20 protein-coding genes are annotated in these 23,053 nt (G+C 73.0%); 14 read left to right on the forward strand and 6 right to left on the reverse strand.

The features are described 5' to 3' along the window. Genes AB0C87_RS12260 through AB0C87_RS12275 form a run of 4 tightly spaced genes read right to left on the reverse strand, consistent with a single transcriptional unit; the run spans position 1 to position 5,147 of the window. On the reverse strand, positions 1 to 2,004 hold the full coding sequence (locus AB0C87_RS12260; protein ID WP_345180944.1) for a beta-galactosidase: 2,004 nt from the start codon (positions 2,002 to 2,004) through the stop codon (positions 1 to 3). Continuing rightward, positions 2,001 to 2,846, reverse strand: coding sequence for a carbohydrate ABC transporter permease (locus AB0C87_RS12265; RefSeq protein WP_360577403.1), 846 nt, complete (start codon positions 2,844 to 2,846; stop codon positions 2,001 to 2,003). Before AB0C87_RS12265 ends, AB0C87_RS12260 begins: the two co-directional genes overlap by 4 nt. Next, positions 2,843 to 3,781 (reverse strand): sugar ABC transporter permease, encoded by a 939-nt coding sequence (locus AB0C87_RS12270; protein WP_345180947.1) that lies wholly within the window; start codon positions 3,779 to 3,781, stop codon positions 2,843 to 2,845. The genes AB0C87_RS12265 and AB0C87_RS12270 overlap by 4 nt, the downstream gene beginning before the upstream one ends. A 16-nt stretch (positions 3,782 to 3,797) precedes the next feature. After that, positions 3,798 to 5,147, reverse strand: coding sequence for a sugar ABC transporter substrate-binding protein (locus AB0C87_RS12275; protein ID WP_345180949.1), 1,350 nt, complete (start codon positions 5,145 to 5,147; stop codon positions 3,798 to 3,800). 98 nt (positions 5,148 to 5,245) lie between these two features. On the opposite strand from AB0C87_RS12275, the gene gcvPA reads away from it, so the two are divergent. Genes gcvPA through AB0C87_RS12305 form a run of 6 tightly spaced genes read left to right on the forward strand, consistent with a single transcriptional unit; the run spans position 5,246 to position 11,435 of the window. Then, positions 5,246 to 6,610: an aminomethyl-transferring glycine dehydrogenase subunit GcvPA gene (gene gcvPA, locus AB0C87_RS12280; RefSeq protein ID WP_345180952.1), complete on the forward strand. Its 1,365-nt coding sequence runs from the start codon at positions 5,246 to 5,248 to the stop codon at positions 6,608 to 6,610. Next, a complete protein-coding gene (gcvPB, locus tag AB0C87_RS12285; protein WP_345180953.1) occupies positions 6,607 to 8,187 on the forward strand; it encodes an aminomethyl-transferring glycine dehydrogenase subunit GcvPB in 1,581 nt (526 codons plus the stop codon). The genes gcvPA and gcvPB overlap by 4 nt, the downstream gene beginning before the upstream one ends. A 7-nt stretch (positions 8,188 to 8,194) precedes the next feature. Next, on the forward strand, positions 8,195 to 9,301 hold the full coding sequence (locus AB0C87_RS12290) for an NAD(+)/NADH kinase (protein WP_360577406.1): 1,107 nt from the start codon (positions 8,195 to 8,197) through the stop codon (positions 9,299 to 9,301). Between the two features lie 14 nt (positions 9,302 to 9,315). Next, the gene (locus tag AB0C87_RS12295) at positions 9,316 to 10,074 is read left to right on the forward strand and encodes an SDR family oxidoreductase (protein WP_360355037.1); all 759 of its coding nucleotides are present in this window, start codon (positions 9,316 to 9,318) and stop codon (positions 10,072 to 10,074) included. Between the two features lie 51 nt (positions 10,075 to 10,125). Next, positions 10,126 to 10,770: a GntR family transcriptional regulator gene (locus AB0C87_RS12300; RefSeq protein WP_345180960.1), complete on the forward strand. Its 645-nt coding sequence runs from the start codon at positions 10,126 to 10,128 to the stop codon at positions 10,768 to 10,770. Further along, positions 10,767 to 11,435: a GntR family transcriptional regulator gene (locus tag AB0C87_RS12305; RefSeq protein WP_345180962.1), complete on the forward strand. Its 669-nt coding sequence runs from the start codon at positions 10,767 to 10,769 to the stop codon at positions 11,433 to 11,435. The genes AB0C87_RS12300 and AB0C87_RS12305 overlap by 4 nt, the downstream gene beginning before the upstream one ends. 31 nt (positions 11,436 to 11,466) lie before the next feature. Here the strand turns inward: AB0C87_RS12305 and AB0C87_RS12310 are convergent, their stop codons facing one another. Then, the gene (locus AB0C87_RS12310; RefSeq protein WP_345180964.1) at positions 11,467 to 12,273 is read right to left on the reverse strand and encodes an ATP-binding protein; all 807 of its coding nucleotides are present in this window, start codon (positions 12,271 to 12,273) and stop codon (positions 11,467 to 11,469) included. Between the two features lie 274 nt (positions 12,274 to 12,547). Here AB0C87_RS12310 and AB0C87_RS12315 point away from each other — a divergent pair, with 274 nt between their 5' ends. The 3 genes from AB0C87_RS12315 (at position 12,548) to AB0C87_RS12325 (ending at position 15,702) form a co-directional block, all read left to right on the forward strand. Beyond that, complete coding sequence (locus AB0C87_RS12315; protein ID WP_353835358.1) at positions 12,548 to 13,477, forward strand: LysR substrate-binding domain-containing protein; 930 nt, start codon at positions 12,548 to 12,550, stop codon at positions 13,475 to 13,477. A 106-nt stretch (positions 13,478 to 13,583) separates the two neighbouring features. Next, positions 13,584 to 14,252 carry a GntR family transcriptional regulator gene (locus tag AB0C87_RS12320; RefSeq protein ID WP_345180969.1) on the forward strand — a complete coding sequence of 223 codons (669 nt, stop codon included), beginning with the start codon at positions 13,584 to 13,586 and terminating at the stop codon, positions 14,250 to 14,252. 181 nt (positions 14,253 to 14,433) lie between these two features. Beyond that, positions 14,434 to 15,702, forward strand: coding sequence for a S1 family peptidase (locus AB0C87_RS12325; RefSeq protein ID WP_345180971.1), 1,269 nt, complete (start codon positions 14,434 to 14,436; stop codon positions 15,700 to 15,702). Positions 15,703 to 15,774: 72 nt separating this feature from the next. Here the strand turns inward: AB0C87_RS12325 and AB0C87_RS12330 are convergent, their stop codons facing one another. Beyond that, positions 15,775 to 17,220 (reverse strand): aminopeptidase P family protein, encoded by a 1,446-nt coding sequence (locus AB0C87_RS12330; protein ID WP_345180973.1) that lies wholly within the window; start codon positions 17,218 to 17,220, stop codon positions 15,775 to 15,777. Between the two features lie 99 nt (positions 17,221 to 17,319). Here AB0C87_RS12330 and AB0C87_RS12335 point away from each other — a divergent pair, with 99 nt between their 5' ends. The 5 genes from AB0C87_RS12335 (at position 17,320) to AB0C87_RS12355 (ending at position 22,911) form a co-directional block, all read left to right on the forward strand. Continuing rightward, entirely contained in the window at positions 17,320 to 18,981 is a 1,662-nt protein-coding gene (locus AB0C87_RS12335) for an ABC transporter substrate-binding protein (protein WP_353835356.1), read from the forward strand. Beyond that, on the forward strand, positions 18,981 to 19,904 hold the full coding sequence (locus AB0C87_RS12340; RefSeq protein ID WP_345180978.1) for an ABC transporter permease: 924 nt from the start codon (positions 18,981 to 18,983) through the stop codon (positions 19,902 to 19,904). Before AB0C87_RS12335 ends, AB0C87_RS12340 begins: the two co-directional genes overlap by 1 nt. Next, a complete protein-coding gene (locus tag AB0C87_RS12345; protein ID WP_345180980.1) occupies positions 19,901 to 20,890 on the forward strand; it encodes an ABC transporter permease in 990 nt (329 codons plus the stop codon). Before AB0C87_RS12340 ends, AB0C87_RS12345 begins: the two co-directional genes overlap by 4 nt. Positions 20,891 to 20,992: 102 nt before the next feature. Beyond that, positions 20,993 to 21,958 (forward strand): ABC transporter ATP-binding protein, encoded by a 966-nt coding sequence (locus AB0C87_RS12350; RefSeq protein ID WP_345180983.1) that lies wholly within the window; start codon positions 20,993 to 20,995, stop codon positions 21,956 to 21,958. Then, the gene (locus tag AB0C87_RS12355) at positions 21,955 to 22,911 is read left to right on the forward strand and encodes an oligopeptide/dipeptide ABC transporter ATP-binding protein (RefSeq protein ID WP_345180987.1); all 957 of its coding nucleotides are present in this window, start codon (positions 21,955 to 21,957) and stop codon (positions 22,909 to 22,911) included. The genes AB0C87_RS12350 and AB0C87_RS12355 overlap by 4 nt, the downstream gene beginning before the upstream one ends. The last annotated feature ends 142 nt before the right edge of the window (positions 22,912 to 23,053 follow it).

Below are 23,053 nucleotides of genomic sequence, written 5' to 3' on the forward strand. Positions count from 1 at the left end.
TCACCTTTCGGGGTGGGGGTGGGTCGTCCTGAGCACCGCCGCCCCGAGCGGGGGCAGCCGCAGCGTGTCCCGCACGGCGGCGCCGGACAGGAGGTCGACGCCGTCCGGGACGGGCACGTCCGTCTCGGCGTCGCGATGGTTGAGCAGGAAGAGGTAGGACGCGGCGGGCCCGTCGCGGCGGGTGGCCTCGACCCCGTCCGGGACGGCGTGCACCGGGCGGACGCCCGCGTCGGCGAACGCCTCGTCCAGCACGATCCCGATGCCGTCGCCCAGGTGGCAGCTCACGTACCAGGCCCGCCCGGCGCCGTGCGCGTTGCGGGTGACGGCCGGGCGGCCGGCGAGCGCCCCGGACCCGTACGCGGCCGCGGTCTCGGCCCCGGCGGTCTCCAGCCATTCGCTCCACAGCGTCGCCGGGACCGTGCGGTCGCCGAACGCCACCTCGACGGACGCGTCGTCCGGGACGGGCCAGAACTCGTCGACGACGACTCCGAGCACGTCCCGCAGCGGCGCCGGATAGCCGCCGAGATGCACGTGGTCGTGCTCGTCGACGATGCCGCTGAAGAAGCCGCAGACCAGCCGGCCGCCGTCCGCGACGTACGAGCCGAGCCAGGCGGCCGTCTCATCGCTCGCCATGTAGAGGTTGGGCAGCAGCACGAGCCGGTACGGCGCCAGGTCCGCGCCGCGGGGGACGAAGTCGACGGCCGCGTTGCGGGCGTGCGCCGCGCCGTACCAGGACAGCACGAGCTCCTGGAGCCGGAGCCGGGACGAGGGGTGGTCGTCGAGTTCCAGCGCCCACCAGGAGTCCCAGTCCAGGACGATCGCGACATCGGCCGTGGTGCGGGTGCCGGCGACCTCGGCGAGCCGGGCGAGCTCGCGCCCGATGCGCACCGTCCGGTCCCACTGCGGCGAGCCGGTGCCGCGATGCGGGAGGAGCGCGCTGTGGAACTTCTCCGCCCCCGCGCGCGACGCCCGCCACTGGAAGTGCAGCACGCCGTCCGCGCCGCGCGCCACCGCCTGGAAGGACCACAGCCGTCCCAGCGCGGGCGGCTTCGGCACGTTGACCGGGCGCCAGCTCACCGCCGACGGCGCCTGCTCCATGAGCAGCCACGGCCGGCCGCCCTTGAGCGAGCGCATCAGGTCGAAGTTCATCGCGGCGTTGACGTGCGCCGCCGGGTCGGCCGGGTCGGGGTAGGCGTCGTCGGACACGACGTCCTCGTGCGCCGCCCACTTCCAGTAGTCCAGCGGCTTGAACATCGACATGAAGTTCGTCGTCACCGGGAGGCCCCCGCCGTCCTCGTCCAGGACGGCCTTCTCCGCCAGGTAGCAGCCGAGCAGGGCGTCGGAGCAGAACCGGCGCCAGTCGAGCGTCTGGGTCGGGTTCACCGGTCCGGGCGCGGTGCGCGGCGGCTCGATCTCCTCCCACCGGCCGTAGCGCTGCGACCAGAAGTCCGTCGCCCAGGCGCGGTTCAGCTCCGCGACGTCGCCGTACCTCTCCCGCAGCCAGGACCGGAAGTCCGCCGCCGACGCGGCGCAGAAGCACTCGGTCACGTGGTCGCCGTACTCGTTGTGGACGTGCCACAGCACGACCGCCGGATGGGCCCGGTAGCGCTGGGCGATCATGCGGGCCAGCCGCGTCGCCGATTCCCGGTAGACCGGGGAGGACGGGCAGTAGTGCTGGCGGGAACCGAACTCCAGCCGGACGCCGTCCGCCGTGACGGGCAGGATCTCCGGGTGGCGGCGCACCAGCCAGGCGGGCGGCGACGCGGTGGCGGTGGCGAGGTCGGCGGCGATCCCGTGCCCGGCGAGCAGGTCGAGCAGCCGGTCGAGCCACCCGAAGTCCCAGGAGTCCGGGCCCGGTTGCAGCCGCGCCCACGAGAACACGCCGACCGTCACCAGGTTGACCCCGGCCTCGTTCATCAGCCGGGCGTCCTCCGCCCAGACCTCCTCGGGCCACTGCTCGGGGTTGTAGTCCCCGCCGTAGAGCAGCCCCGGCACCCGAATCATCCCTTGACCGCCCCTCCCAACAGACCGGACACGAACTGCTTCTGGAACAGAAAGAAGATCAACATCAGGGGGAGCGTCGCCAGGAAGGAGCCGAGGATCAGCCCGGAGTAGTCGACGTGGCTCTGCCCGATGAGCGTGTACAGCGCGACCGGCGCGGTGTACTTGTCCTCGGTGTTCAGCATCAGCAGCGGCCACAGGAAGGCGTTCCACTGCGTCATGAAGGTGAAGATGACCAGCGCGCCGAACTGGGGCCGGACCACCGGGAGGACGATCCGGTAGAAGATGCGCAGGTCGCCCGCGCCGTCCATGCGGGCCGACTCGATCAGCTCGTCCGGGAAGGCGAGGAACGCCTGGCGCATGAGGAAGATGCCGAACGAGTTGGCCAGGAACGGCAGGATGACCGCCTGGTAGGTGTCGACCCATCCGAGGCTCGCCATCATCTGGAACAGCGGGACGAGCAGCACCTGGAACGGGATCATCATGGTCGCCAGGACGGCGCCGAGCAGCAGCCGCCGTCCCCGGAACCGGTACTTGGCCAGCGCGTACCCGCACATGGCGGAGATCAGCGAGCTGAGCACCGTGTAGACGACGGCGACGCCCGCGCTGTTGAGCATGACGCGGCCGAAGCCGATCGTGTGCTCCAGTTCCACCAGGTTGTGCAGGAACCGCCCGCCCGGGAGGAACGGCGGCGGGGACGCGAACAGCTCGGAGTCGTCGCGGGTGGAGGCGACCACCATCCAGTAGAACGGCGCCGCGCTGATCAGCGCGCCCGCCAGGAGCAGCAGCAGGGCGAGCGCGCGGCCCGCGCGGGGGCGGCCCCTTCCCTCGGCGGCCGGGATCACCGCGACCTCTCCTTCCCGAAGAAGCGGAACTGGGCGTAGGAGATCAGCCCGATGACCGCGACGACGACCCAGGACAGGGCGGCCGCGTAGCCGAAGTCGAGCTGCTCGAAGCCCACCTTGTAGAGGTAGAGGACGGGCGTGGTCGTGGCGTTGCCCGGTCCGCCGCCGGTCAGGACGTAGTTCTCGTCGAAGAGCTGGAGCGTTCCGATCGTCGAGGTCACCGAGCAGAACAGGATGACGGGACGCAGCTGCGGCATGACCACCCGGACGAACGTGGTGAGGGGCCCGGCGCCGTCGATGGCCGCCGCCTCGTACTGCTCCCGGGCGATCGACTGGAGCCCGGCCAGCAGGATGACCGCGTTGTAGCCCGTCCACCGCCAGGTGATCGAGCCGATCAGCGCCAGCCGCGCCCAGCCGGGGCCGTTCAGCCAGTCGACCGCGGGCAGGCCCACCGCGCCGAGCATCTGGTTCACCAGGCCGCCGTCGGTCTTGAGCAGGACGCGGAACACCACCGAGTAGGCGACCAGCATCGTGACGGCGGGCAGGAAGTAGGCGATGCGGAAGCCCGAGCGCAGCCGCAGCCAGGACTGGTTCAGCCCGAACGCCAGCAGCAGCGCCAGCCCGATCATGACCGGGACCTGGACGGCGAGGATCAGCCCGGTGTTGCGCAGCGCGGCCCAGAACACGGGGTCCGCCGCCATCCGGCGGTACTGGGCCAGCCCGACCCAGGTCGTCACGCCGTCGCGGTCGGCGGTGAAGCTCTGGTAGAGGCCGGCCAGCAGCGGATAGGCGAAGAAGAGCGCCAGCAGCGCCGCCGCCGGGCCCGCGAACGTCCACGGCGTGGTCCGGCGGCGCCAGCGCTCCCGCCACCGGGGCGGCGCGTCCGGCCGGGCCGCGCGGGCGGGTCCGCTCTGCGCGGGTTTCCGTTTCGTCACGTCGACGACCACGGCGTCACTCGGCGATCGACCGGCCGGTCGCGGCGGCGATCTGCTTGGCCGCCGAGTCCAGGGCCTTCGCCGGGTCGTCGCCGTGCAGCACGATGCCGGAGACGGTGCGGTTGACGACGTCCCTCGCCTTCGGTCCGTCCTTGGAGATCTCGATCGGGGGCACCTTGTCCGCGAGGTCGGCGAAGGTCGCGAAGACGGGCCGGCCGCCGTAGTAGGGCTGCGGCGCGGTCACGAACGGGTCCTTGAGCGCGGGCAGGTAGGCGGGGAACAGGCCCTCGTTCTTCAGCATGGACACCTGGTTGGCGCCGTCCGCGAGGGCGAACTCGATGAACGCCCACGCCGCCCGCGCGTTCGCGCTGTGGCCGCTGACGGCGAGGGTGGACCCTCCGTCGTTGGACGTCCGCACCCCGCCCTGGTCGAACGCCGGGAGGGGGACGACGCCGAACTTCCCCTTGAGCTCGGGCATCTCGTCGGTGAGGGTTCCCGACCACCACACGGCGTACGGGGTGGTGGCGACCTTGCCCGCCTTGGTCGCCGAGACGAGGCCGTCCCAGCCCTTCTCGAAGGCGACGAGGTCCTTGTCGGCGAGCGTCTTGAGCAGCGCCGCGGCGCGGACGGCCCGCGGGTCCGAGACGGCGATCCTGCCGCCGCGCACGTAGCCCTGCCCCTGCTGCTGGAGCAGCATCGGGAACATGCTGTCCTCCTGCGGGTCCATGACGAGGAGCTTCTTGCCGGTCGCCGCCTTGATCCGCTCCCCGGCGCGGACGTAGTCGTCCCACGTGGCGATGCCCGCCGGGTCGACGCCGGCCTTCTCGAACATGTCGGCGCGGTAGTAGAGGGCGCAGGGCCCGCCGTCCCAGGGCAGGGCGAAGACCTTGCCGCGCTCGTCGGTGACGTCCTTCCAGGCGGCGCGGGCGAACTCGGCCCGGTGCGCGCCGGCGAGCGGGGTCAGGTCGTACAGCCCGCCGGGGAAGGCGCCGATGTAGCCGGGGAGCCGGGTGCCCTCGACGGTGAGGACGTCGGGCAGGCCCTTCCCCGCCTTCATCCCCACGGTGATCTTGTCGTAGGCGTTGTCGTAGCCGATGTCGACGACGTCGACGCTCGTCCCGGGATGGCGCTGCTCGAAGGCCGGGGCGAGCCGCTTGAGCGCCTTCGCCGCGACGTCCCACGACCAGACGGAGATCTTTCCTTCGATCTTGGCCTGGGCGCCGGCGCTGAGCGCCGGCCCCGCCTTCCCGGCGCCGCCTCCGGTGGCGCACCCGCTCGTTCCGAGCAGCGCCGAGACGGCTCCGGCGACTCCGGCGGTCAGGACGGTCCGGCGTCCGATGGCCGCCCGTCCGGGGTTGGTCGCCATCTTGCCTCCCCAAGGGATTCGGGATAATGCTGTATACAGCACACTGCATCCTGTGTTCTCGTCAAGAGGGTGAGGCAAGGAATGTGAAGGAGAGCGAGATGAACGCGCACCCCTACATCCCGAACTCGGTGCCCGAGGTGAAACGGGAGATGCTGGCGGCGATCGGCGCGCGGAGCGTCGAGGACTTCTACGCGGACGTGCCCGGCCGCATCCGGCTGGACCGGCCGCTGGACCTGCCCCCGCCGATGCGCTCCGAGGCCGAGCTGGTCCGGCACGTCGGCGGGCTGCTGGCGCGCAACACCAGCGCCCAGGAGGCGCTCAGCTTCCTCGGCGCCGGCTGCTACCACCACCACGTGCCCGCGGTCGTCGACGAGGTGGTCAACCGGAGCGAGTTCCTCACCGCCTACGCGGGCGAGCCGTACGAGGACCACGGCCGCTTCCAGGCGCTCTGGGAGTACCAGTCGCTGATGGGCGAACTGCTGGAGATGGACGTCGTGAGCGTGCCGGTGTACGACGGCTTCCAGGCCGCGTCCACCGCGCTGCGCATGGCGGGACGGATCACCGGCCGCCGCCGGCTGCTGCTGGTGACGGCCGTCGCCCCCGACAAGCTGTCGAAGATCGAGGACTATGTCCGTCCCGACCACGACGTGGTCCTCGTGCCGGTGGACCCCGCCACCGGCCTGGCCGACCCGGCCGCGGTGCGGGCGGAGCTGGCGGCGGGGGACGTCGCGGCGGTGTTCGCCGAGGCGCCCTCGGCGTCCGGGATCCTCGACCCCGCCCTCCCGTCGCTGGCCGAGATCGCGCACGAGGCCGGGGCCCAGTACGTCGTGGGCTGCAACCCGATCTCGCTGGGAGCGGTGACCCCGCCCGCCGCGTACGGCGCCGACATCGTCTGCGGCGACATCCAGCCGCTCGGCCTGCCCATGAGCTACGGCGGGATGAACGGCGGCTTCGTCGCGACGCGGGACGAGGAACTCTACGTGGGCGAGTTCCCCTCCCGGCTGTTCGGCCTCGCGCCCACCAGCGTCGAGGGCGAGTACGGCTTCGGTGACGTCGCCTACGAGCGCACCTCCTTCGCCCTCCGCGAGGAGGGCAAGGAGTGGGTGGGCACGGCCGCCGCGCTGAACGGCATCGCCGCCGGGGTCTACCTGGCCCTGATGGGACCGCAGGGCATGCGCGAGGTCGCCGAGACGATCCTGGCGAACACCCGGTACGCGCTGGACCGGCTGGCCGGGGTGCCCGGCGTGGAGACCCCCTACGCGGACGCCCCCCACTTCGCCGACTTCACGCTCCGCTTCACCGGCTCGCGGACCGCCGCCGAGATCGGCGAGGCGCTGCTGGAGCACGGGATCTTCGGCGGCAGGGTCCTGTCCGGGACCGACGCCCTGTACTGCGTCACCGAGATCCACACCAAGGACGACATCGACCGGCTGGCCGAGACCCTCCAGGAGATCGCCAAGTGAAGACGGGCCCGACCCCCTCCCCCCTCTCCCCCGCCGACGCGAAGATCGGCCCGAAGCCCCCGCTGCGCCGGTTCCACCAGGCCCGGTGGGACGAGCCGCTGCTGTTCGAGCTGGGCTCCCCCGGCGAGCGCGGCGTGCTGCCCCCGCTCCCGGAGGCGCCCGCGGACGTCGTCCTCCCGGACGGGCTGCGCCGCGCCGCGCCGCCCGCGCTTCCGGAGCTGTCGCAGCCGCAGGTGCTGCGGCACTACCTGCGGCTGTCCCAGGAGAACCTCGGCGCCGACTTCAACGTCGACGTCGGCCAGGGCACCTGCACCATGAAGTACAGCCCCAAGGTCAACGACCGGTTCGTCCGCGACCCGAAGGTGGCCGGGCTGCACCCGCTGCAGGACGAGCGGACGGTGCAGGGCGTGCTGGAGATCATGTACCGGCTGGAGGGGCTGCTGCGGGAGGTCTCCGGCATGGACCGGTTCACCCTCCAGCCGGGCGCCGGCTCCGCCGCGATCTACACCAACGTCGCGATGATCCGCGCCTACTTCGCGGCGCGCGGGGAGGCCGAGACCCGCGACGAGGTCATCACCACGATCTTCTCGCACCCGTCCAACGCGGCGTGCGCGAAGACGGCCGGGTTCAAGGTCATCACCCTGTACCCGGACGCCGACGGCTACCCCGACATCGAGGCGCTCCGGCAGGCCGTCGGTCCCCGCACCGCGGCCCTGCTCATCACCAACCCCGAGGACACCGGGCTGTTCAACCCGCGGATCGAGGAGTTCGTCCGGATCGTGCACGAGGCCGGCGGACTGTGCGCCTACGACCAGGCGAACGCCAACGGCATCCTCGGCATCACCCGCGCCCGCGACACCGGGTTCGACCTGTGCCACTTCAACCTGCACAAGACGTTCTCCACGCCGCACGCCTGCGGCGGGCCCGCCGCGGGCGCCTGCGGCGTGACCGCGGAGCTCGCCCCCTACCTGCCGACGCCGACGGTCGAGTTCGACGGCACCCGCTACCGCCTGGACGACGACCGGCCCGAGTCGATCGGGAAGATCCGTCCGTTCTACGGCGTCGTGCCGAACCTGGTGCGCGCCTACGCCTGGATCATGTCACTGGGCGGCGCGGGGCTGCGCGAGGCCGCGGAGGTGGCCGTCCTCAACAACAACTACCTGATGGCGAAGGTGCTCCAGATCCGCGGGGCGTCGGTGCCGTACGCGCCGGGACGGCCCCGGGTCGAGCAGGTCCGCTACAGCTGGGAGCGGCTCGCCGAGGAGACCGGCGTGCACAGCGAGGACATCGGCATCCGCGCGGCCGACTTCGGCACCCACTACTGGACGAGCCACCACCCCTACGTCGTCCCCGAGCCGATGACGCTGGAGCCGACCGAGTCCTACTCCAGGGCCGAGCTGGACGAGTACGCCGCCATCCTCGCCGAGGTGGCCCGCGAGGCCTACGACGACCCGGAGACCGTCCGGACCGCGCCGCACCGCTCCACCGTGCACCGCGCCCGCCAGGACGTCCTGGACGACCCGGCCACCTGGGCCGTCACCTGGCGCGCGTACCGCCGGAAGATCCTCGGGGAATGAGGCCGCGATGAGGATCGGGCTCGTGGTGAACCCCGTCGCCGGGCTCGGCGGCCGGGTCGGGCTCAAGGGCAGCGACGGCGCCGGCGTCCAGGAGAGGGCGCGGGCGCTGGGCGCGACGCCGCGCGCGCCGGAGCGCGCCGCGACCGCGCTGGCGGAACTGCGCTCCCGGCTCGGCGTCCCGTTCGCGGTGGCGACCGCGGGCGGGTCCATGGGCGAGGGCGCCGTCCTGCGCGCCGGGCTGGTCCCCGACGTCCGGTACCGGCCCGGCGAGCCCACCACGGCGGCCGACACCGTGCGCGCCGCGGCCGCGCTCGCGCCGCACGTCGACCTGCTGCTGTTCGCCGGCGGCGACGGGACGGCCCGCGACGTGCTGGACGCGGTCGGGTCCTCGGTCCCCGTGCTCGGCGTGCCCACCGGCGTGAAGATGCACTCGGCGGTGTTCGGGGCCACGCCCCGCGCCGCCGGGGAGGCGGCCGCCCTGATGGCCGCCGGCGGCGTGCGGATCCGGGACGCCGAGGTGATGGACCTGGACGAGGACGCCGTCCGGGACGGCCGCGTCTCCGCCCGCCTGTACGGCCACGTGCGGGTGCCCGACATCCCGGTGCGCGTGCAGCAGCGGAAGGTGGGCGGCACGGTCGCGGATCCGTCGTCGGTCGCCGGCATCGCCGCCGGGCTCGCGGAGCGCGCCGGGCCGTCCGGCCTGCTGGTGCTCGGGCCCGGCACGACGATGCGCGCCGTCGCGGCCGCCCTCGGCGCCGACGTCCCCCTCATGGGCGTCAACGTGCTGGCGGGCGACGGGACGGTCGTCGCGGCTGACGCCGCCGCCGCCGAACTGGAGGCGCTGGCGGGCGCGACGCCCGCGTGGATAGCCGTGACTCCGATCGGCGGGCAGGGTTTCCTCTTCGGCAGGGGCAACCAGCAGATCTCCCCCGCCGTGCTGCGCGCCGCCGGCCGCGACCGGCTCGCCGCGGCGGCGACCGAGGCCAAGCTCGCCTCGCTCGGCGGCCGCCCGCTGCTGGTCGACACCGGCGACGAGGACCTCGACGCCTCCCTGCGAGGCCACCTGCCCGTGCTGACCGGGCACGGCCGGTTCGCCATGTACCCCGTCCGATGAAAGGGAGACCGAACGTGAACTCACTCGAAGGCAAGACCGCCGTGGTCACCGGGGCCGCGGGCGGCATCGGGCGGGCCTCCGCCGAGCTGATGGCGGAGCTCGGCGCCGCGGTCGTCCTGGCCGACGTCGACGAGGCCGGAGCGGAGGCCGCGAAGGCGATCGAGGCCGCGGGCGGCCGGGCCGCCTTCGTGCGCGGGGACGTCTCCTCCGCGGCCGACTGCGCGCGGATCGTCGCCGCCGCGCGGGACGCCTTCGGCGGCGTGGACGTCCTGTTCAACAACGCCGGCGTCATCCGCCGCTCCACCGTCCTGGAGATCGCCGAGGACGACTGGGACCTGGTGATGGCCGTCAACGTCAAATCGATCCTGTTGATGAGCCGGGCGGCGATACCGTTGATGGCCGCCGCCGGGGGCGGCAGTATCATCAACACCGGCTCGGGCTGGGGCATCCAGGGCGGCGCGCGGGCCGTGTCCTACTGCGCTTCGAAGGGCGCCGTGGTGAACATGACCCGGGCCATGGCGATCGACCACGGGCCGCAGAACATCCGGGTCAACTGCGTGTGCCCCGGCGACACCGACACCGGCATGCTCGCCGAGGAGGCCCGCCAGCTCGGCGAATCGGCGGAGGCGTTCTACGCCGACGCGGCGGACCGCCCCCTCGGCCGGATCGGCCGGCCCGCCGACATCGCGGCGATGGTGGCGTTCCTCGCCGGCGACGCGGCCGCGTTCGTCAGCGGGGCCGTCATCCCGGTCGACGGCGCCGGGACGGCCTGACCGCCGGTCACGGCCCGACCGTCCGATCCACCAGGAGAGGAAGACCACAGCATGCCGATCGACCGCCGCCCCCTGCGCGAACAGATCAAGGACGAGATCCTCGACCGGCTGGGCAAGGGGGAGTTCGACCCCGAACAGGCGATCAACGAGATGGTGCTGGCCGCGGACCTCGGCGTCAGCCGCACCCCGCTCCGCGAGGCGCTCATCGGGCTGGAGCGCGAGGGCATCATCGTCAGCGAGCGCGGCAAGGGGTTCCGGTTCGCCCCGATGAGCGCGAAGGAGTTCGACGACCTCACCACGATCGTCGCCGCGCTGGAGTCCCTGGCGCTGGAGTCGACCGACCCCGAGTTCCTGCGCGCGGTCGCCCCGCGCCTCCTGGAGGAGGCCCGCGCGTTCTCCGTCCCCGAGGCGGAGCACGCCGTGATAGAGCGCTACGACGACGCCTGGCACGATCTCCTGCTGTCCGGCTGCCCCAACGAGCGGCTGATGGACCTCATCACCTCGCTGAAGCTCACCATGCACCGCTACGAGCGCGTCGTGGTCGGCGACTGGGAGGTGCTGGAGCGCTCGGCCGAGGAGCACGAGCGGATCGCCGAACGCCTGGTCGACGCGGACGTCGAGGGGGCCGTCGAGGCCCTGAAGGCCAACTGGCAGAGCGGGAAGGCCCGGATCCTCTCGCGCCTCACGGAGCGATGATGCCGAACCTGCCCTCGCTCGGCCCGCGCAAGAGCGTGCGGGTCCAGATCGCGCACGCGCTGCGCGCGTCGATCGTCAGCGGTGGGATGCGCTCGGGCGTCGTGTACTCCGCGCCGGCCATCGCCGAGCGGTTCGGCGTGTCCCCGACCCCCGTCCGGGAGGCCATGATCGACCTGGCCCGGGAGGGGCTGGTCGAGGTCGTCCGCAACAAGGGCTTCCGGGTCCCCGAGCTGTCCGACGACGAGCTGGACGAGATCACCGACGTCCGCTCCTTGATCGAGATCCCCGCCGCCGTGCGGCTCGCGCGGGCCGGCATGGCCGCGCAGGTCCGCGCGCTGAAGCCGCTGGCCGAGGAGATCGTCACGGCGGCCGGGCGGCGGGACGTCGTCGCCTACATCGACGCCGACCACCGCTTCCACCTCGCGCTGCTCGGGCTCGGCGGCAACGCCCAGCTCGTCCGGCTGGTGAGCGAGCTGCGCTACAAGTCCCGCCTCTACGGGGTGCCGCGGCTGGCGGAGCGGGGCGAGCTCGAACCGTCCGCCCGCGAGCACGAGGACCTGATCGAGGCGGTGGCGAACGGCGACGCGCGGGGCGCCGAGGCGCTGATGCGCCACCACCTCCGGCACGTCCGGGGGATCTGGGCGGACCGGCCCGAGGGCCGGTGAGGCGGGGCGCCGCCCGGCACCGGACCGCCGGTCAGCACAGGTCCCACGACGGCGCGCGCGGGGCGGGGGCGCGGGCCGCGCCCTCCTCGCTCAGCCGGACCATCTGCTCGACGACCTCGACCGCGTCCGACGGCGGGTGCCGGACGACGCCCCGTCCCGGCAGCTCGAACAGCAGCGCCCCGTCCTTCACCCAGACCCACAGCCCCGCCCCGAAGTGCACCACCGTGGCCTCGGCACCGAGCGAGACGCGGGCCGGCAGCCCGCGCGCGGCGGCGAGCTCGCGCAGCCTTTCGGGCACCGGGCCCGGCGCCGGAGGGGGCAGGGCGGCCGCGGACGCCTCCGGCAGCGGGACCGTGAAGTAGACGGCCTTGCCCGACACCGGGTCCGGGCCGAGCCTGCGGCGGGTGGGATGGACGCCCCAGCAGCCCCCGGCCTCCTCGGTCAGCGCGTTCACCAGCATCAGCCCGCGGCCGCCGCAGGCGTCGGCGGCGGGCTCCCCGGCGGTCGGCGCGGCGGCGTCCGCCGGGCCGGCAGCGCCGGCGCCCCGCCAGGGCGCGGCGTCGAACACCTTGAGGGTGAGATGGGGAGAGGGGCGGCGGCTGAGATACGCCCACACCTCGGCGCGGTCCCGATCGCCGTGCACGACGGCGTTGGTGGCGAGCTCCGAGATGATCGTCTGCGCGTCGTCCGCGGGCATGCCGAGCTCCGCGAACACCGACCGGGCGAGGGAGCGCGCGAACGCCGCCGCCGCCGGCCCGGGCGGTAAGGACCAGGCCGGAAACGCGCCGTCGGCCAGTTTCGACCCCGCCATCTCCACCGTCTGCGGATTATCCGGCATGAGCGATCGCTTTCCACGAGAGTTGTCGGCGGCGCGTCCGGCCCCCAGGAGAGAAAAAGGGTGAGAAGGGCTCTCAACCTGGGGGCCGGCGAGACGGGATCTCCCTTCTTCCATACGCGCGATCACGGCCGGGAGACCGAGGGTGAGGTGCCGCCGGCGCCGTGATCGCCCACCTGTGTGGAGGAGTACCGGAATTATTGCGGTCGGTCCGAGTCGCGGGTCATCGGCTGATGCATAATTTCCAGCTATGGATCTCGACATCAGTCACCTTCGCATGGTGTGCGCGATGGCGGAGACAGGGAGCGTCACCCGGGCGGCGGCCCGGATGGGAATGTCCCAGCCCGCAATGTCGAACCAGCTCCGCCGGGTCGAGGAGATCGTCGGCGGAGCGCTGTTCACCCGCAGCCGGTCCGGTCTGGAGCCGACGCCGCTCGGCGGCCAGGTCATCAGCCGGGCGCGGACGATCCTGTCCGAGATGGACACGCTGTTCGGCGACCTGCGCGGACCGCGGAGCCCGCAGGAGACCCTCGGCCTCGGATGCGTCCACCTCGCCTGCGTCGGGAGCATCGTCGCGCGGGTGGGCGAGGCCCTTCCCGGCCGCGAGGTCTCGCTGCGCATCGAGCCCTCCTCCGCCCTGCTGGGCGACGCCCTCGCGCGCGGCCATCTGGACGCCGCGCTGATCGGGCTCATGGAGGGCTTCGACGTCCCGATCGCGGCTCCCGTGGTCAGCCGCACCCTGGTGCCCCGCTACCCGATCTTCGTCACCCTCTCCGCGGACCATCCGCTCGCCGGCAGGGACGAGATCGACCTGTCCGACCTGCGGGACGAGGCGTGGATCGCCCCGCCGGGCGCCGACGACGGCTCGCTGTCCTCCCTGCGGGCCTCCTGCCGTGCCGCCGGCTTCGAGCCCATCGTGCGCTACGAGGCGCCGAGCGGGGCGGCGTGCCCGCTGGTCGCGGCGGGGCACGGCGTCCGGATGGTGGACCCGTCCTGGCCGCCGCACCCCGGGACGGTCGTGCGGCCCCTCGCCGGGGAACCGCAGGTCGCCAGGCTCATCGTCGCCTGGCGGCGGGACCGCCTGGGAGAGGAGGAGGCCGCGGCCCTCTACCGGGGGCTGGCGGCCGCCTACCTGGAGCACACCGCCAGCCATCCGACCTTCGAGGCGTGGTGGCGCGCCCACCCCCAGGTGCACCCGCTGCTGTGACCGCGCTCCCGTGACCGTGCCCGCGCGGCCCGCCTTCGTGATCTTGTCTCGCCGGGCCTCCGGGCCGCCCACGTGGCGGTATTCTGATCGTGGGTGAGGAGGGCCAATGGATCCGGTGGCCGATGCCCTGGTCGGGCTGCCTGACCTCGGCGGCCAGAGCAGCCTGCGCGGCCAGGTGGCCGAGGCGCTGCGCAAGGCGCTGGCGACGGGCACGCTGCGGTCGGGCGTCGTGTACTCCGCCCCCACCCTCGCGGACGAGTTCGGGATCTCCCCCACGCCGGTCCGCGAAGCCATGATCGACCTGGTGCGGGACGGCCTGTTCGAGGCCGTGCGCAACCGGGGCTTCCGGGTCGTGCGGCCGTCGGCCCGCGACCTCGCCGAACTCACCGAGCTCAGGGAGCTGGTCGAGGTCCCCGCCGTCGCGCGGCTGGCCGGCGCCGTTCCCGAGGCGACCCGTCCGCGCCTGCGGGCCCTCGCCGAGGAGGCGCTCGCGGCGGCCCGGGAAGGCGACCCGGTCGGCTTCCTCGACGCCGACCACCGCTTCCACGCCGAGCTGCTCGAACTCACCGGCAACCGGACGCTCGTCCGGACGGTCCTCGACCTCCGGGGCCGCTCGCAGATGCACGGCCTCGCCCGTCCCGCCCCGGCCGAGACGCTGGTGGCGTCGGCGGAGGAGCACCTCGGGCTGCTGGACGCGCTCGTCGCCGGCGACGCCGAGAAGGCGCGGGAGCTCATGACGCGCCACCTCGACCACGTGCGGGGCGACCACCGCTGAGGGCGGCCTCCGCCCGCACTCCCTCTGACCGGATCCGGCCATAACCGCTCGGAGCTGGGCTGACGCCGGAGACACGGCCCTTGGCAAGTGCTGTTTCACATTTTACAGTGCAATTTCACATTGCATTGCGGACGCCGCGGCCGGACGCCGCGGCACCCCCGTCCGCGAAGGAGGCTCCCGTATGGTCCGCCCGAATCGCAGAAGGGCCGCCGCGGCCGTCGCCGTGGCCGCCGCCCTGACCGCGGCATCACCGGCGGCGCCGGCACACGCCGACGCCCCCGGTGGCCGTGGCGCGCCCCCCGCCACCTCCCCCCACCCGCCCCGGATCCAGTCCCAGCAGGAGGCCAAAGCCACGCTCGTCAAGCAGATCGCCAAGGACCACCGGGTCTCGGTGGCCGAGGCGGGCCGCCGGGCCGACCGGCAGCCCGCGCAGTTCAAGCTCGCGTCCCGGCTCGGCAAGGAACTCGGCGCCGCGTACGGCGGCGCCTGGATCGACCAGGCCCGCGGCGGCGAGCTCACCGTCGGCGTCACCGGAGCCGGCGCGTCGGCCAGGGTGCGGGCGAAGGCGGAGGCCGCCGGTCTGGGCACGACCAGGACGAAGAAGGTCCGGTACGGCTTCGGGCACCTCCAGCGGGTGTCCGCCTCCCTGGCCGAGCGGGTCGCCGCCGCCAACAAGGGGGCCGAGAACGGCCTGCAGACCGGCATCGTCACGTCCGGCAACGCCGTGAAGCTGAGCAGCCTCAAGGGCGCCGCGCTCACCCCGGCCCAGCGCGACGTCGTCGGCTGGGCGCGCCGGACGTTCGGCGGCGCGGTCAAGGTGTCGACCTACGCCCACAAGTCGGTGCCCCGGTACTGCTACGACGACTACAGCTGCGACCCGCCGCTCCGGTCCGGCCTGGCCATCTTCACCGGAGGAGCGCGCTGCACCAGCGCGTTCATGACCTACTCCGGCAGCCGGTACTACATGCTCACCGCCGGTCACTGCGCCGAGCTCGGCTACTGGTGGGACGTGTCGACCTACAGCTACGGCTACCAGAACGTGGGCGGCGCCGCGGACTACACCTTCGGGTGGTACGGCGACTACGCCGCGGTCTCGGTCGACAATCCGGGCTGGTGGCAGCCCCGGGGCTGGGTGCTCCCCCAGACGTCCGTCTACGGAAGCCAGAGCGACTACGTCGGCGGCTACGTCTGCAAGCAGGGCTCGACCACCGGCTACACCTGCGGGTCGATCACCGAGGTCGACGCCACCGTGTCCTACCCGGACCGGACGCTGTCCGGCATGACCTGGAGCACCGCCTGCGACGGGCCCGGTGACAGCGGCAGCGGCGTCTTCGACGGGAACTACGCCCACGGCATCCTGAGCGGCGGTCCGAACTCGGGATGCGGAATGATCCACGAGCCCATCGGACGGGCCCTGTCCGGTCTGGGGGTGTCCCTTCTCAGCGGCTGACCTCCGCCGGCCCGCGCACAGGGGCGGCGCCGTGCCCGGTGGCCCCGGGCACCGCGCCGCCCCTTCGCCGCGTCAGTCCTTCAGGGACTGCATCCAGTTCTCGATCTCCTCGGGATGGCGGGGAAGGGCGGAGGACATCAGGCGGGCGCCGGTCTCGGTGACGACGACGTCGTCCTCGATGCGCACGCCGATGCCGCGCAGTTCCGGGGGCAGCGTCAGGTCGTCGGGCTGCAGGTAGAGGCCCGGCTCCACGGTCAGGACGTGGCCGGGGCGCAGCTCCCCGTCCAGGTACTGGGAGGCCCGCGCCGCCGAGCAGTCGTGGACGTCCAGGCCGAGCATGTGCCCGCTGCTGCAGAGGGTGTAGCGGCGGTAGATGCCCGACTCGGGATCGAGGGCGTCCTCGGCGCTGCGCAGCACGCCCCAGTCCTGGAGGCCTTCGGCGATGACGCGCATCGCGGCCATGTGGAAGTCGCGGAAGCGGGCGCCCGGGCGGACGGCCGCCAGCCCCGCCTCCTGCGCGTGGTAGACGAGGTCGTAGACCTGCCGCTGACGCGGGGTGAACCACCCGCTCACCGGGAGGGTGCGGGTGATGTCGGCGGTGTAGAGGGTGTCGGTCTCGACCCCGGCGTCGAGCAGGAGCATCTCGCCCATGCGCAGCGTGCCGTCGTTGCGCGTCCAGTGCAGGACGCAGGCGTGCGCCCCGGCCGCGGCGATGGTGTCGTAGCCGACGCCGTTGCCCTTGATGCGCGCGACGCGCTCGAAGGTGCCCTCCGCCCACCGCTCTCCGCGCGGCATCCCGGTGACGCGCGCCAGCCCGGCGGCGACCGCGGTGAAGCCGTCCACCGTGTGGTCGACGGCGGCCTGGAGCTGGGCGATCTCCCAGTCGTCCTTGACCAGGCGGAGCTCGGCGGCGCAGGCCGCCAGCTCCGCGTCGAGCTCGGGGGCGCGGGCCGGGACGGCCCGGTCGACCTCGGGGTCCACGCCCCGGATCACCCGGGCCGGGACCGGGCCGCCGAGCGCGCCGGGCAGGTCGTCCAGCGGCGCGCAGGCGAGCCCGAGCCTCTCCTCGGTCTCGGCCAGGGCGGCGCGGGGGCCGACCCAGAACTCTCCGTGGCGGCGGTCGCGGAAGAAGCCCGCGTCGTCGCGCGAGGACCGGGGCCGGTGGTAGAGGACGGCGTCGTGGCCCGTGGCGGTCGGTTCCAGCACCAGCACGGCGCCGGTTCCGGTGTCCGCGCCGGTGTCCCCGGTGAGATGGGCGTACGCGGTGTGCACGCGGTATCGGTAGTCGCAGTCGTTGCTGCGCACCTTCGGGGGGCCTGCGGGCAGGACAAGGCGTTCGCCGGGAAAGAGGGCCGACAGGGCCGCGCGGCGTTTCTCCGCGTACGGCGCCACCGACCGGCGCACCGGGAGCGGTTTCCCGCTCGGGGCCCAGTCCCGGGTCATGAAGGAGGCGAGGGTCTCGGAGACGGGCAGGTCGTGGCTGCCCGTCGCGAAGCGGCCGGCTGCAGGGTCGTCCATGTGAAAGTCCTGGATGTGGAGATTCGATAACGGGGCTTGTAGTGCAATTGCACTGTACTATTTTATATGGCACTCCGCCCGTCGATGCACGGAGACGCCATGAAACGTCCGGTCAGAACCTGCCTCGCTCTCGCCGCCTCGCTCGGCACCGTCGCCGGCGCCTCCGCCTGCGGTTCGGGGGACGACGCCACCGCCGCCAAGGCCGGAGGCACCCTCACCGTCCTGTACACGCAGGACTTCGCCCATCTCGACCCACAGCGCAACTACGTGATGTTCGCGATGGACTTCGGCACGCGGCTGCTCTACCGGACGCTCACCACCTACGCCGCCAGGGAGGGCCAGGCGGGCACGCAGGTCGTCCCCGACCTCGCCACCGACACCGGCACCACGCCCGACAAGGGCAGGACCTGGACGTATCACCTCAAACCCGGGCTGAAGTTCGAGGACGGGACGCCCATCACCAGCGCCGACGTCAAGTACGGGATCGAGCGCTCCTTCGCACCCGACCTGCCGGAAGGCCCCGGCTACGCCAGGACGATGCTGGAGGGCGGTGAGGGGTACAAGGGGCCCTACAAGGACAAGGACGGTCTCGCCTCCATCGCGGCGCCGGACGCCCGGACGGTCGTGTTCCGGCTCAAGCAGCCGTCGATGGACTGGCCGAAGGTCACCACGCTTCCGACGTTCGCCCCCGTCCCCAAGGCCAGGGACACCGGCGTCAACTTCGACAGGCGCCCCTTCTCCTCCGGCCCCTACAAGGTCCAGTCCTACGACCGCGGCCGGCGGCTGGTCCTCGTCAGGAACACGCACTGGGACAAGGCCACCGACGGTGTCCGCCAGGCCCACCCGGACAGGATCGTGGTGGAGGAGGGCCTCGCGCAGGCCGCCATCGACCAGCGGCTCATCGCCGACCAGGGACGGGACCAGCGCGCGGTCACGCTGTACTCGGTCGCGCCGGCGAGCATGCCGCGCATCCTCACCCGCCCGGACGTCAGGAAGCGGTTCGTCAGCGCGACGAGCCTGTGCACCCGGTTCCTGGCGATGAACACCGCGAAGCCGCCGTTCGACGACCCGGCGGTGCGGCGGGCGATGCAGTACGCGATCGACAAGGAGGCCTACCGCACCGCGCACGGCGGCAGCGGCGTCGGCGAGCTCGCCGGGTCCTACCTGCCGCCCGCCATGACCGGCGGCCGGGCGCAGGACGTCTACCAGGCGCCGCCGAACGGGGACCCGGGCAAGGCGAGGCGGATGCTCGCCGCGGCCGGCAAGGGCGCCGGGTTCTCGATCGCCCTGACGACGACCAGCAGCGAGCTCGGCAAGTCCGAGGCCGAGGCGGTGCAGCAGGCGCTCGCCCGCGTCGGGGTGCGGGTCCGGATCAACTCCGTGGCCAAGAGCGTCTACTACGACACCATCGGCGACACCGCGAAGGAGGACGAGCTCGTCTTCTACGGGTGGTGCGCCGACTACCCGTCCGCGGCCTCGTTCATCCCGCCGATCTTCGACGGGCGCGCCATCGCGCCGAAGGGCAACACCGTCGTCTCGCAGATGAACGACCGAGCGGTCAACGAGAAGATCGGCGCGGCCGTGAAGGGGAACGACCCGGCCGCGTGGACGGCGCTCGACCGCGAGCTGATGGGGCTGTCGCCGATGGTCCCGCTGATCCACGACAAGCTGCCGCTGCTGCGCGGCTCCAAGGTCACCGGCGCGTTCGGCCACGCCATCTGGGAAGGCGAGTTCGACTTCGCCACCATCGGGGTGATGTAGTGGCCGGCAGCGTGCCGGTGCCCGCCGGCCGGTCGCCGTGGCGGCCGGCCGGCGGGCGGCTGCGGCGCGACCCGGCCGCCCTCGCCGGGCTGGCGATCATCGCGCTGTTCGTGCTGCTCGCGCTGGCCGCCCCGCTGCTCACCGCCCTCAACGGGCACGGCCCGAACGAGTTCCACCCCGAGAAGATCGACAAGGCGCTGGCCGGCGCGCCCCGGGGGGCGTTCGGCGGCGCCGACGGCGACTTCTGGCTGGGCGTCGAGCCCGGCACCGGCCGGGACGTGTTCAGCCGCATGGTCTACGGCGCCCGGATCTCGCTGCTGATCTCCGTCGCGGCGACCTGCGTCGCCACCGCCGCCGGCACCGCCCTCGGCCTCACCGCGGGCTTCGCCGGCGGCCGGGTCGACGCGGCGATCAGCCGCGTCATGGACCTGGTGCTGTCGTTCCCGCAGCTCATCTTCATGATCGCTCTGGTGTCGGTGCTGCCCGAGGGGGACCGGACGCTGGAGCTGGTGTTCGTCATGGGCTTCTTCGGCTGGCCCTACATCGGGCGCATCGTGCGCGGCCAGACGCTCTCGCTGCGCCACCGGGAGTTCGTGGAGGCCGCGCGCGCCACCGGCATGCCGCGCCACCGCATCGTCTTCCGCGAGGTCATGCCGAACCTGCTGGCGCCGGTCCTCGTCTACGCGACGCTCACCGTCCCGGTCAACATCGGCACCGAGGCGGCGCTGTCGTTCCTCGGCATCGGCGTCCGGCCGCCGGACGCGTCCTGGGGCCAGATGATGGCCAAGGCGATCGACTGGTACCAGGTGGACCCGACGTTCTTCGTGGTCCCCGGCGTCTGCCTGCTGCTGACCGTGCTGGCGTTCACGCTGCTCGGCGACGCCCTCCGGGACGCCCTCGACCCGAAGGGGGCGGGCCGGTGACCCGGTACGTCGCGACGCGCCTGGCCGGGGTCGCCGGGGTGCTGCTCGTCATCTGCGCGGTGACCTTCACGATCTTCTACGTCTTCCCCGCCGACCCCGCGCTCCAGGCGTGCGGCAAGTCGTGCACGCCGGAGCGGCTCGCCATGCTCCACCACCAGATGGGGCTGGACCGGCCGCTGTGGCGGCAGTTCGCCGACTACCTCGGCGGCGTCGTCGCGGGCCGGAGCTACGGCTCGGGGCCGCAGGCCGTCCGGTGCCACTTCCCGTGCCTCGGGTTCTCCTACCAGAACAACACGCCGGTCTGGGACCTGATGATGCAGCGGCTGCCGACCACGCTCTCGATCGCCGTCGGCGCGGCGGTCCTGTGGCTCGCCGGCGGAGTCACCGTCGGCGTCGTCTCCGCGCTGCGCAAGGACTCGCTGCTGGACCGGGCGCTGATGGTGGGCACGCTCACCTCCGCGTCCCTGCCGATCTACTTCACGGCGATGGCGCTCACCGTGCTGGTCGTCCAGATCGGGGGGCTGCTCCCCTACTCCAGCTACGTCCCGTTCGCGGAGGACCCCGCCGCCTGGGCGAGGAACCTGGTGCTGCCGTGGGTCGCGCTCGCGCTGCTGTACGCGGCCATGTACGCGCGGCTGTCCCGGGCGTCGATGGTGGAGACGATGGCCGAGCCCTACATCCGGACGGCCCGCGCCAAGGGCCTGCCCGAGCGGACGGTCGTCGCCAAGCACGGGCTGCGGGCCGGGCTCACGCCGGTCCTCACCGTCTTCGGCATGGACCTCGGCGCGCTGCTCGGCGGGGCCCTGATCACCGAGAGCGTGTTCGGGCTGCCCGGCATCGGGCGGCTCACCATCGACTCGATCGACAAGTCCGACCAGCCGGTCGTGATGGGCGTGGCGCTGCTGGCCGCCTTCTTCATCACGTTCGCCAACCTCGTCGTGGACCTGCTCTACGCGGTGGTCGATCCCCAGGTGAGATTCACATGAGCGGAGCGAACCGGGGGGTGTGGGGGGCGCACCCCCACAAGGAGCACGCATGAGCGGAGCGAACCGGGGGATGTGGCGGGCCGCCCCTCAGAAGGAGCGCGCATGAGCTTGCTGAGCGTCCGGGACCTCGCCGTGGAGTTCCGCACCGCGAAGGGGACGATCCGCGCGGTGGACGGGCTGTCGTTCTCCCTGGAGGAGGGCCGCACCCTGGGCATCGTCGGCGAGTCCGGTTCCGGCAAGTCCGTCACCAGCCTGGCGATCATGGGGCTGCTCGACGGCGCCCGGGTGAGCGGGTCGATCGAGGTGGCGGGGACGCGGATCGTCGGGGCGGACCGCGAGCGCGTCCGCGCGCTGCGCGGCCGGAAGGTCGCGATGATCTTCCAGGACCCGCTGTCGTCGCTGCATCCGCACTACAGCGTGGGCGAGCAGATCGCCGAGGCGCGGCGGCTGCACTTCGGCTCGTCCCGCCGCGTGGCGCGCGAGGAGGCCGTCCGGGTCCTCGCCGACGTCGGCATCCCCGACGCCCGGGAGCGGGCGGGCGACCACCCGCACCGGTTCTCCGGCGGGATGCGCCAGCGCGTGATGATCGCCATGGCGCTCGCCTGCGAGCCCGACCTGCTGATCGCCGACGAGCCGACCACCGCCCTGGACGTGACCGTCCAGGCGCAGATCCTGGAGCTGATCGCGCGGATCCAGCGCGAGCGCGGGCTGGCGGTCCTGATGATCACGCACGATCTGGGGGTGGTCGCGCGGGTCGCCGACGACGTCCTGGTCATGTACGCGGGACGGGCGGTCGAGCGGGCGCCGGCCGACGCGCTGTTCGCCGTGCCCCTGCACCCCTACACCCGCGGGCTCCTCGGCTCCCTCCCCCGGCTCACCGGCACGCCCGGCGAGCTGGCCCCGATCGCGGGCACCCCGCCGTCTCCGCTGTCTCCGCCGGCGGGGTGCCCGTTCCATCCGCGGTGCGCCGAACGGGTCGAGATGTGCGAGACGACCCGTCCGGCGCTCCTCGGCACGTCCCACCCGGCGGCCTGCCACCTGCTCACGATCGCGAAGGGACCCCGATGACGGCGCTGCTCCGCCTGGAAGGCCTGACCAAGACGTTCCAGACGCGGCGCGGCGCCGTGCGGGCGGTGAACGGCCTGGACCTGGAGGTGCGGGCCGGGGAGACGCTCGGCCTGGTCGGCGAGTCCGGCTGCGGCAAGTCCACGACCGGGCGGATGCTCGTCCGGCTCCTGGACCCCACGGCCGGGCGGATCGTCTTCGACGGCGAGGACATCACCGGGCTGTCCCAGCGGGAGATGCGGCCGCTGCGCCGCGACCTGCAGATCATCTTCCAGGACCCGTTCGCCTCGCTGAACCCGCGCCACACCGTCGGCTCAATCGTGGCCGAGCCGCTGCGGGCGCAGGGCGAGCGGGACCCGCTGCCCCGCGTCCAGGAGATGCTGGAGTACGTCGGGCTCGGCGCCGAGCACCTCGACCGGTACCCGCACGAGTTCTCCGGCGGGCAGGCCCAGCGGATCGGGATCGCCCGGGCCCTGGTCACCGGCCCCCGGCTGGTCGTCGCGGACGAGCCGGTGTCGGCCCTGGACGTGTCGATCCAGGCCCAGATCGTCAACCTGCTGGCGGGCCTGCGGCGCCGGCTCGGCCTGGCGTACGTGTTCATCGCGCACGATCTCGCGGTCGTCCGGCACGTGTGCGACCGGATCGCCGTGATGTACCTCGGCCGGATCGTGGAGACCGGGGCCCGGGACGTGGTCTACGGCGCGCCGGCGCACCCCTACACCCGGGCTCTGCTGTCGGCGATCCCGCTGCCCGACCCGGTGGCCGAGCGGGCGCGGGAGCGCATCGTGCTCCGCGGCGACCCGCCGAGCCCGTCGGCGCCGCCGCCCGGCTGCCCCTTCCACCCGCGGTGCTTCAAGGCGCAGGAGCGGTGCCGCACCGAGCCGCCGTCCCTCAGGATGGCCGCGGGCCGCCAGGTCGCCTGCCACTACCCGGAGACCGAGCCGGTCGCCTCGTGACAGGGCCGGGGGGGGGGCACCCGGGGGGGGGCCCCGGCAATGGTTTGTAGGTGGGGGGGTGTTGAAAAGATAAAAAAAAAAAGAACACAAAAAAACAACAAAAGAAGGTATAAGGGATTAGTTTTTTAGGAACGGGGGGGGT

Source organism: Actinomadura sp. NPDC048021 (assembly GCF_040653135.1).
Lineage (GTDB): Bacteria > Actinomycetota > Actinomycetes > Streptosporangiales > Streptosporangiaceae > Spirillospora > Spirillospora verrucosospora.